Here is a 9,446-nt window from a genome sequence, read left to right as displayed (position 1 = left end):
CTGCTGGCTCCGGCGGTGGGCCTGCTGGAGCGGCGGGGGCTCCCCCGCGCGGCGGGCACGGCCCTGGTGGTGGCCGCACTGGCCGTGGCCGTCACCGTGCCGGCCCTGCTGATCGCGCCGCTGCTGCCGGGGCCGGTCTCCCGCGGGCCCGCCGGCCTGCCCGACCGGGTGGCCGCGGCCCTGGAGGAGGACGGCCGGGCGCTCGCCGTGCACCGGCCCGAGCTGGGCGTCCTCGTCGCCGCCGTGCCCGCCGACGGCGCGGAGCGCGCCGAGGCGGAACGGGCCGTGACGGCCGTCGACGACGAGAAGGTGCGGCTGCGCTCGGCGGTGAAGTCCCGCGACGGCTTCTTCACCACCTTCTTCGTCAGCCCCTACTCCCGCCACCTCGCCCGCTGGTGCGCCCGGCGCGGACTCACCCCCAACCAGGTGACCACCGCCTCGCTGCTGACCGCGCTGGTCGCTGCCGCCTGTGCGGCCACCGGCACCCGCGGCGGCTTCGTCGCGGCCGGGGCGCTGCTGATCGCCTCGTTCGTGCTGGACTGCACCGACGGCCAGCTCGCCCGCTACGCGCTGAAGTACTCCAAGCTGGGCGCCTGGCTGGACGCCACCTTCGACCGGGCCAAGGAGTACGCCTACTACGCGGGCCTGGCCCTCGGCGCGGCCCGCGGCGGCGACGACGTGTGGGCCCTGGCGCTGGGCGCGATGGTGCTCCAGACCTGCCGCCACGTGGTGGACTTCTCCTTCAACGAGGCCGACCGCCACGAGAGGGAGGCCGGCGGGGAGCACACGGGGGAGTGCGAGGGGGGGCCGGCGGCCGGAAGCGCCGACCCAGCCGCCGCCCTGTCCGGGAGGCTCGACAGGGTCGGCTGGACGGTGTGGGCCCGCCGCATGATCGTGCTGCCGATCGGCGAACGCTGGGCGCTGATCGCCGTCCTCACCGCCCTCACCACGCCCCGCACCACCTTCGTCGTGCTGCTGGCCGGATGCGCGTTCGCCGCCTGCTACACCACCGCCGGGCGGGTGCTGCGCTCCCTTGCCCGCAAGGGCGTGCGCACCGACGGCGCCGCGCGGGCCCTGGCCGAGCTGGCCGACTCCGGGCCGTCGGCCGAGGCCGTGGCGCGGGCCGCCGCGTTCCGGCGGCGCGGCGGGCGGCCGTCCGGGTTCGCCGCCCCGGCCCTCGCCCTGCTCGGTTCGGCCGCCCTGGTGGCCGCCGCGCTGTGGGCGCCGGTCGGGCCCTGGCTGCCGGCCGCCGCGCTCGGCTACGCCGCCCTGTCCGGGCTGGCCGTCGCCCGTCCGCTCAAGGGCCCGCTGGACTGGCTGGTCCCGCCCCTCTTCCGCGCCGCGGAGTACACCACCGTCCTGGCGCTGGCCGCCCGTTCGGACGCGGAAGGGGCCCTGCCCGCCGCGTTCGGGCTGGTCGCGGCGGTCGCCTACCATCACTACGACACGGTGTACCGCATCCGCGGCGGCACCGGCGCCCCCCCGCGCCTGCTGGTGCGGGCGATCGGCGGGCACGAGGGACGCGCTGTGGCGGTCACGGCCGCCGCCGCCCTCTGGGCCGCGGGGCAGGGCTTCACGATCGCGCTCACGGCCCTGGCCGGGGCCCTGGCGCTCACGGTGGTCACCGAGAGCGTCCGTTTCTGGGTGTCCTCACACGCACCCGCCGTACACGACGAAACAGGAGAACCCGCATGATCGGCCTCGTGCTGGCCGCCGGCGCCGGACGGCGTCTGCGCCCCTACACCGACACCCTTCCCAAGGCCCTGGTGCCGGTGGACCCGGCGGGCGAGGGCACCACCACCGTGCTGGACCTCACCCTCGGCAACTTCCGCGAGGTCGGCCTCACCGACGTCGCCGTGGTCGTGGGCTACCGCAAGGAGGCCGTGCACGAGCGCAGGGCCGCCCTGGAGAAGAAGTACGGCGTCAAGCTCCACCTGGTGGAGAACGACAAGGCCGAGGAGTGGAACAACGCCTACTCCCTGTGGTGCGCCCGCGACGTCATCAAGGAGGGCGTGATCCTGGCCAACGGGGACACCGTCCACCCCGTCTCCGTCGAGCAGACCCTCCTGGAGGCCCGCGGCAAGGGGCAGCGGATCATCCTCGCCCTCGACACGGTCAAGAAGCTGGCCGACGAGGAGATGAAGGTCGTCACCGAGCCCGGCAGGGGCGTGCGCCGCATCACCAAGCTGATGGACCCGGCCGACGCCACCGGCGAGTACATCGGCGTGACCCTCATCGAGGGCGACGCCGCCGCCGACCTGGCCGACGCGCTGAAGGCCACCTACGAGCGCGACCCGCAGCTCTACTACGAGGACGGCTACCAGGAGATGGTCGACCGCGGCCTCACCATCGACACCGCCGCCATCGGCGACGTCAAGTGGGTCGAGATCGACAACCACGACGACCTGAACAAGGCGCGGGAGATCGCGTGCCAGTACTGACCCGGCTCATTCCGTCGCCGGTCGTCGTCGACATCAGGCCCGGTGCGCTGGACGATCTGGCGGGTCTCCTGGTCGACCAGCGCATCTCGGCCTCCGGCAAGCTCGCCATCGCCATCAGCGGCGGCTCGGGCGCGGCCCTGCGCGAGCGGTTCGCGCCCGCCCTGCCGGGCGCCGACTGGTACGAGGTCGGCGGCGGCACGCTGGACGACGCGATCAAGCTGGCCGACGCGATGAAGTCCGGCCACTACGACGCGGTCGTCGGCATGGGCGGCGGCAAGATCATCGACTGCGCCAAGTTCGCCGCCGCGCGCATCGGCCTGCCGCTGGTCGCCGTCGCCACCAACCTCAGCCACGACGGCCTGTGCTCGCCGGTCGCCACGCTCGACAACGACGCCGGCCGCGGCTCGTACGGCGTGCCGAACCCGATCGCGATCGTGATCGACCTCGATGTCATCCGCGAGGCCCCGATCCGCTTCGTGCGCTCGGGCGTGGGCGACGTGATCTCCAACATCTCCGCCGTCGCCGACTGGGAGCTCTCCCACAAGGTCACCGGCGAGTCGATCGACGGCCTGGCCGCCGCCATGGCCCGCCAGGCCGGCGAGGCGGTGCTGCGCCACCCGGGCGGCTGCGGCGACGACGAGTTCCTCACCGTGCTGGCCGAGGGGCTGGTGCTCACCGGCATCTCCATGTCGGTCGCCGGCGACAGCCGCCCCGCCTCCGGCGCCTGCCACGAGATCAACCACGCCTTCGACCTGCTCTACCCCAGGCGCGCGGCCGCCCACGGCGAGCAGTGCGGGCTCGGGGCGGCCTTCGCGATGCACCTGCGCGGGGCGGAGGAGCAGACGGCGCTGATCGTCGACGTGCTGCGCCGCCACGGCCTGCCCGTGCTGCCGGGCGAGATCGGCTTCAACGAGGACGAGTTCGTGCGCGCGGTGGAGTACGCGCCGCAGACCCGGCCCGGGCGCTACACGATCATCGAGCACCTGGACCTGTCCACCGACCAGATCAGGGACGCGTACGCCGACTATGTCAAAGCCGTCAGTAGCTGAACTCCGCCCGGTCGTCCACCCCGCCGGGGTGAAGGACCGGCGCAGCGGTGAGCACTGGGCCGGGCGCCTGTACATGCGGGAGATCTCGCTGCGCTGGACCCGGCATCTGGTGAACACCCGGATAACGCCCAACCAGCTCACCTATCTGATGGTCGTCGCAGGTGTGGCGGCCGGCGCCGTGCTGCTGGTGCCGGGCCTGGCAGGGGCCGTCCTCGCCGCCCTGCTGATCCAGTTCTACCTGCTGCTGGACTGCGTGGACGGCGAGGTCGCCCGCTGGCGGAAGCAGACCTCCATCACCGGCGTCTACCTCGACCGGGTGGGGCACTACCTGGCCGAGGCGGCGTTGCTGGTCGGCTTCGGGGTGCGGGCCGCCGACGTCTTCCGCGCCGAGGGGGCCTCCGCGAACTGGCTGTGGGCCTTCCTGGGCACCGTGGCCGCGCTGGGCGCGATCCTGATCAAGGCCGAGACCGACCTGGTGGACGTGGCCCGCTCCCGCAGCGGCCTGCCCGCCGTGAAGGACGAGGCGGCCGTGCCCCGCTCCTCGGGGCTGGCACTGGCCCGCCGGGCGGCCGCGGCGCTGAAGTTCCACCGGCTGGTCGGCGGAGTCGAGGCGTCCCTGGTGATCCTGCTGGTCGCGGTGGCGGACGCAGTGCACGGCGGCCTGTTCTTCACCCGGCTGGGCGTCGCGGTCCTGGCGGCCATCGCGGTCCTGCAGACGCTGCTGCACCTGGTGTCCATCCTGGCCTCGAGCCGGCTGCGGTGAGGGCGGTGAACGACATGGCCGAGGGCGCACAGTCCTCCTCCGGCAGGCCCCTGACACTGGGCGCGGTCGTCCTGACCATGGGCGACCGCCCCGAGGAGCTGCGCGCCCTGCTGGACTCGGTCGCCAAGCAGGACGGCGACCCGGTCCAGGTCGTGGTCGTCGGCAACGGCGCCCCGCTGCCGGAGCTCCCGCAGGGGGTGCGGACGGTGGAGCTGCCGGAGAACCTGGGCATCCCCGGTGGCCGCAACGTCGGCATCGAGGCCTTCGGGCCCGGCGGGAGCGAGGTGGACGCGCTGCTCTTCCTCGACGACGACGGGCTGCTGCCGAACACCGACACCGCCGAACTGGTCCGGCGGGCGTTCGCCGCCGACCCGGAGCTGGGCATCATCAGCTTCCGCATCGCCGACCCGGACACCGGGGCCACCCAGCGCCGCCACGTACCGCGGCTGCGCGCCTCGGACCCGATGCGCTCCTCGCGCGTGACGACCTTCCTCGGCGGCGCCACCGCCGTGCGCACGGCGGTCTTCCAGGAGGTCGGCGGGCTGCCGGACGAGTTCTTCTACGCGCACGAGGAGACCGACCTGGCCTGGCGGGCGCTGGACGCGGGATGGATGATCGACTACCGCGCGGACATGGTGCTCCACCACCCCACCACCCTCCCCAGCCGCCACGCGGTCTACCACCGCATGGTCGCCCGCAACCGCGTGTGGCTGGCCCGGCGCAACCTGCCGATGCCGCTGATCCCCCTCTACCTGGGCGTATGGCTGCTGCTGACCCTCGCCCGGCGTCCCTCGCGCCCCGCGCTGCGCGCCTGGCTGGGCGGTTTCCGGGAGGGCTGGACGACCCCGTGCGGCACCCGCCGTCCCATGAAGTGGCGTACGGTGTGGCGTCTGACCCGGCTGGGCCGCCCTCCCGTCATCTGACAAGCTCTGTCCGAGAGCATCGGGTCCGGTGACAGGAGCCGGGGCCCGCTGCGCTCATTCCCATCCCGGCTGCGCACTGTGAGGACGAAAGTTTCAACGTGAGCGAGACAACGCACGGTGGTGCGATCGCGACGGGCGAGCCCCCGCGTTCACCAGACGACGGCCTGTCCCCGGCCGAACTCGCCGCCAAGTACGGGCTGACGGTGAGCGGCGCCCGGCCCTCCCTGCCGGAGTACGTCCGGCAGCTGTGGGCTCGGCGGCACTTCATCCTCGCCTTCTCCCGGGCCAAGCTGCACGCCCAGTACAGCCAGGCCAAGCTCGGCCAGGTGTGGCAGGTCCTGACCCCCCTGCTCAACGCGGCCGTCTACTACTTCATCTTCGGCCTGCTGCTCGGGGGACGCGGCGGCATGGAGAACGACGAGTACATCCCCTTCCTGGTGACGGGGGTGTTCGTCTTCACCTTCACCCAGACCTCGGTGATGTCGGGCGTGCGGTCCATCTCGGGGAACCTGGGGCTGGTGCGGGCCCTGCACTTCCCCAGAGCCTCGCTGCCGATCTCCTTCTCCCTCCAGCAGCTCCAGCAACTACTGTTCTCGATGATCGTCCTGGTCGTCATCCTGGTGGGCCTCGGGCACTACCCCGGTCCGCTGTGGCTGCTGGTGGTGCCGACCCTGCTGCTGCAGTTCCTCTTCAACACCGGCCTGGCGATGATCATGGCCCGGCTGGGCAGCAAGACCCCCGACCTGGCCCAGCTGATGCCGTTCGTGCTGCGTACCTGGATGTACGCCTCCGGCGTGATGTTCCCGCTGGCCTACATGCTGGAGAAGGCGAACGCACCGGGCTGGCTGGCCGGAGTGCTGGAGGCCAACCCGGCGGCGGTCTACATGGAACTGATGCGCTACGCGCTGATCGACGGGCCGCACCACCAGAGTCTGGGCGGGCACGTGTGGCTGCTCGCCGCGGGCTGGGCCGTGGTCGTCGGCATCGGCGGGTTCGTGTACTTCTGGAAGGCGGAGGAGCGTTATGGCCGTGGCTGAGAAGAGCGCAGCCGCAGCGTCGGCGCACAAGGACGGGGGGGCGGCGAAGGCCGCCCCCGTGGATCGGCGGCCCACCGTGATCGCCGACGACCTGCACATCGTCTACCGCGTCAACGGCGGCGGCCGGGGCCGGGGGAGCGCCACGGCGGCCCTCAGCCGCATCCTTCGCCGCAAGGCATCGGCGGGCATGCGCGAGGTGCACGCGGTCAAGGGCGTCAGCTTCACCGCCTACCGCGGCGAGGCGATCGGGCTGATCGGGTCCAACGGCTCGGGCAAGTCCACGCTGCTGCGCGCCATCGCGGGTCTGCTGCCGGCCGAGCGCGGCAGGGTCTACACCGACGGCCAGCCCTCGCTGCTGGGCGTCAACGCCGCGCTGATGAACGACCTGACCGGTGAGCGCAACGTCATACTGGGCGGACTGGCGATGGGCATGTCCAAGGTCCAGATCCAGGAGCGCTACCAGGACATCGTCGACTTCTCCGGCATCAACGACAAGGGCGACTTCATCAGCCTGCCGATGCGGACGTACTCCTCCGGCATGGCGGCCCGGCTGCGGTTCTCCATCGCCGCCGCCAAGGACCACGACGTGCTGATGATCGACGAGGCGCTGGCGACGGGCGACAAGAAGTTCCAGAGGCGCTCGGAGGCCCGCATCCGCGAGCTGCGCCAGGAGGCCGGCACGGTCTTCCTGGTCAGCCACAACAACAAGTCCATCCGGGACACCTGCGACCGGGTGCTGTGGCTGGAGAGCGGCGAACTGCGCATGGACGGCCCGACCGAGGACGTGATGAAGGCGTACGAGGAGTTCACCCGCAAGTGACGCTCGTGCCGCCGAGCCCGGACGCGGACCGGCCCCGTCCCTGACAGGGGCGGGGCCGGTCCGCGTCCGGGCGGTACGCCGGGGGCCGGGTCAGATTCCGGCGGGCTCGCGCCGGGGCTCGGCGGGGGCCGGAGGGGGAGCGGCGGCCTCGGACAGCCCCACCCGGCCGTGCAGCCGGCGCAGGGCCTTCGGCGCGTACCAGGCGCCGCGGCCCAGCAGCCGCATCGCTGCCGGGACGAGCACACCGCGCACCGCGACCGCGTCGATCAGGATGGCCAGCCCGCTGCCGAGGCCGAACATCTGCATGAAGCTGATCTCGCTGGTGGTGAAGGCGAACAGGCTCACCGCCAGCAGGCCGGCGGCCATGGTGACGATCCGCCCGGTGCGCGACAGCCCGCGGGTGACGGCGCTCCCGGTGTCCTCGCCCGCGTCGTGCAGTTCCTTGATCCGGCTGGTCACGAAGACCTCGTAGTCCATCGACAGCCCGAAGACGATGCAGAACAGCAGCACGGTCATCGAGGTGTTCATCGGCATCGGGGTGAAGCCCAGCACCGAGGACAGGTTGCCCTCCTGGAAGACCCACACCATCGCGCCGATCGCGGCGGTGAGGCTGATGGTGTTGAGCACCAGCGCGCGCAGCGGCTGCACGACGCTGCCGGTGAACAGGAACAGCAGGGCGAAGGTGGTCAGCGCGACCCAGGCGATCGCGGCGGGCAGCCGGTCGCCGATGGCGGCCTTGGTGTCCACCAGCCGGGCGTCCGGGCCGCCGACCAGGGCCTCCACCCCGTCGGGGGCCGGCACCGCGCGGATGTCGCGCACCAGGTCCTCGGCCTCGCCGGATCCGGACTCCGGCTCGATGGCGACGGTCAGCCGCTGGGCGTCGTCCCGGCCGAGCGCGGCGTTGACCGGGCCGGGCGCGGCGGCCTCGCCGTCCTGGTAGGTGCCGGAGGAGGCCTGGACGCGGGTGACGCCGTCGAGGCGGGAGACCGCGGTGGCGTAGGCGCCCAGTCCGGCGGCGTCCACCGGGCCGGTGGTGACGATCTGGACGGCCGAGGTGTCGTCGCGGCCGAAGTCCTCGTCGACGGCGGTGGCCACCTGGCGGCTGGGCGCGCTGTCGGGCAGTACCCGCTCGTCGGGGTTGCCGAAGGACGCGCCCAGCAGCGGGCTCGCGGCGAGCAGCAGCACGGCCAGGACCGGCAGCGCGGTGAGTGCGGGGCGGCGCATCACCACCGAGGCCAGGCGGCCCCACACCGGCGCGTCGGGGCGCCGTACGGCTTCCGCCCAGGGCAGCCGGCCGCTGTTGACGCGGTGGCCCAGCACTGCCAGCAGGGCGGGGACGACCACCAGCGCGCCGACCGCGGCGATCGCGACGACGCCGATCCCCGCGTAGGCGAAGGAGCGCAGGAAGAAGGGCGGGAAGAGCAGCAGCGCGGCGAGCGCGGCGACGACGGTGGCGGCGGAGAAGGCGATGGTGCGGCCCGCGGTGGCCACGGTGGTGCGCAGCGCGTCCGGTACGTCGTCGCCCTCGGTCAGCCGCTCGCGGAAGCGGCTGACCAGCAGCAGGCCGTAGTCGATGCCCAGGCCGAGGCCGAGGGCGGTGGTGAGGTTGACCGAGAAGATCGAGACGTCGGTGATGCTGCCGAGCACGTAGAGCTCGGCGAAGGTGCCCATGACCGCGATCAGTCCGATGGCCAGCGGCAGCAGCGCGGCCACGACGCTGCCGAAGGCGATCACCAGCAGGATCAGGGTGATGGGGACGGCGATCGCCTCGGCGATGGCGAGGTCCTTGGAGATCTGGGAGGTGATGTCGCTGGCGACCGCTGCCTGGCCGCCGGTGCGCACGGTGACGGCGCCCCGGTCGCCGGACCACTTCTCGGAGAGCTCGCCGGCGCGGTCGGTGCGCTCGGTGTCGTCGCCCTCGAGGTGGGCGAGGATCAGCGCCTGGCCGCCGTCGCGGGACGTGAGCGCGGAGCTGCCGGTGTCCCAGTAGGAGACCACGCCGGACACGCCCGGCTCGTCCTTCAGCCCGTCGGCGATCTCCCGGCCCGCCCGCTCGGCGGCGGGGGAGTCCAGCCGGCCGCCGTCGTCCGCCCGTACCAGCAGGACGAGATTGGTCTCGCCGCCGAACTTCTCCTCGATCAGGGCGGTGGCGCGGCTGGAAGGCGCGTCGGGGTCGTCGAAGCCGCCGCTCTGGAGCTTGCCGAAGGCGCCGATGCCGACGGCCGCCATGGCCAGCACGGAGACGAGCGCGGCCACCAGCACCGTTCGGGGGCGGCGCAGTACCAGATCGGCGATCCACGACAGCATGGTCTTCCCTCTCGCTCACTCGCGGGCACACGCCATAAAATGTTTACGACGTTAACTTCGACTCTGGCAGAGGGATGTTAATGATGTCAACATCAGGCAGTATCGA

The 9,446-nt window shown here is 72.7% G+C and carries 8 protein-coding genes; 7 read left to right on the top strand and 1 reads right to left on the bottom strand.

Features of this window, described 5'->3' with window-relative positions; genetic code table 11:
• The first annotated feature begins 15 nt into the window (after positions 1-15).
• From ACLIYP_RS14335 to ACLIYP_RS14305, 7 genes are all read left to right on the top strand, one after another.
• Positions 16-1,695: a DUF5941 domain-containing protein gene (locus tag ACLIYP_RS14335; protein WP_412713512.1), complete on the top strand. Its 1,680-nt coding sequence runs from the start codon at positions 16-18 to the stop codon at positions 1,693-1,695.
• Positions 1,692-2,441, top strand: coding sequence for a phosphocholine cytidylyltransferase family protein (locus tag ACLIYP_RS14330; protein WP_412713509.1), 750 nt, complete (start codon positions 1,692-1,694; stop codon positions 2,439-2,441). Before ACLIYP_RS14335 ends, ACLIYP_RS14330 begins: the two co-directional genes overlap by 4 nt.
• The gene (locus tag ACLIYP_RS14325) at positions 2,429-3,490 is read left to right on the top strand and encodes an iron-containing alcohol dehydrogenase family protein (RefSeq protein WP_412713508.1); all 1,062 of its coding nucleotides are present in this window, start codon (positions 2,429-2,431) and stop codon (positions 3,488-3,490) included. Before ACLIYP_RS14330 ends, ACLIYP_RS14325 begins: the two co-directional genes overlap by 13 nt.
• Complete coding sequence (locus ACLIYP_RS14320) at positions 3,468-4,253, top strand: CDP-alcohol phosphatidyltransferase family protein (RefSeq protein WP_412713507.1); 786 nt, start codon at positions 3,468-3,470, stop codon at positions 4,251-4,253. Before ACLIYP_RS14325 ends, ACLIYP_RS14320 begins: the two co-directional genes overlap by 23 nt.
• A gap of 50 nt (positions 4,254-4,303) precedes the next feature.
• Positions 4,304-5,176 carry a glycosyltransferase family 2 protein gene (locus ACLIYP_RS14315; RefSeq protein WP_412713511.1) on the top strand — a complete coding sequence of 291 codons (873 nt, stop codon included), beginning with the start codon at positions 4,304-4,306 and terminating at the stop codon, positions 5,174-5,176.
• 98 nt (positions 5,177-5,274) lie between these two features.
• Positions 5,275-6,213, top strand: a complete 939-nt coding sequence (locus tag ACLIYP_RS14310; protein ID WP_412713506.1) for an ABC transporter permease — start codon at positions 5,275-5,277, stop codon at positions 6,211-6,213.
• The gene (locus ACLIYP_RS14305; protein ID WP_412713505.1) at positions 6,200-7,033 is read left to right on the top strand and encodes an ABC transporter ATP-binding protein; all 834 of its coding nucleotides are present in this window, start codon (positions 6,200-6,202) and stop codon (positions 7,031-7,033) included. The genes ACLIYP_RS14310 and ACLIYP_RS14305 overlap by 14 nt, the downstream gene beginning before the upstream one ends.
• A 90-nt stretch (positions 7,034-7,123) precedes the next feature.
• On the opposite strand, the gene ACLIYP_RS14300 is transcribed toward ACLIYP_RS14305, so the two are convergent.
• The gene (locus ACLIYP_RS14300) at positions 7,124-9,340 is read right to left on the bottom strand and encodes an MMPL family transporter (protein ID WP_412713504.1); all 2,217 of its coding nucleotides are present in this window, start codon (positions 9,338-9,340) and stop codon (positions 7,124-7,126) included.
• Positions 9,341-9,446: the final 106 nt, after the last annotated feature.

The sequence above is a fragment of the Streptomyces nanhaiensis genome, assembly GCF_046614825.1.
In the GTDB taxonomy this organism is placed as follows: Bacteria; Actinomycetota; Actinomycetes; order Streptomycetales; family Streptomycetaceae; genus Streptomyces; species Streptomyces radiopugnans.
Note: the sequence above shows the minus strand (reverse complement) of the source record. Positions and strands in the feature narration are given on the sequence as shown.

What these genes read in the sequence shown, in the direction of transcription:
- ACLIYP_RS14305 (WP_412713505.1), top strand. Translation starts at nt 6,200, where the DNA reads ATGGCCGTGGCTGAGAAGAGCGCAGCCGCAGCGTCGGCGCACAAGGAC.
- ACLIYP_RS14330 (WP_412713509.1), top strand. Translation starts at nt 1,692, where the DNA reads ATGATCGGCCTCGTGCTGGCCGCCGGCGCCGGACGGCGTCTGCGCCCC.
- ACLIYP_RS14320 (WP_412713507.1), top strand. Translation starts at nt 3,468, where the DNA reads ATGTCAAAGCCGTCAGTAGCTGAACTCCGCCCGGTCGTCCACCCCGCC.
- ACLIYP_RS14300 (WP_412713504.1), bottom strand. Translation starts at nt 9,340, where the DNA reads ATGCTGTCGTGGATCGCCGATCTGGTACTGCGCCGCCCCCGAACGGTG.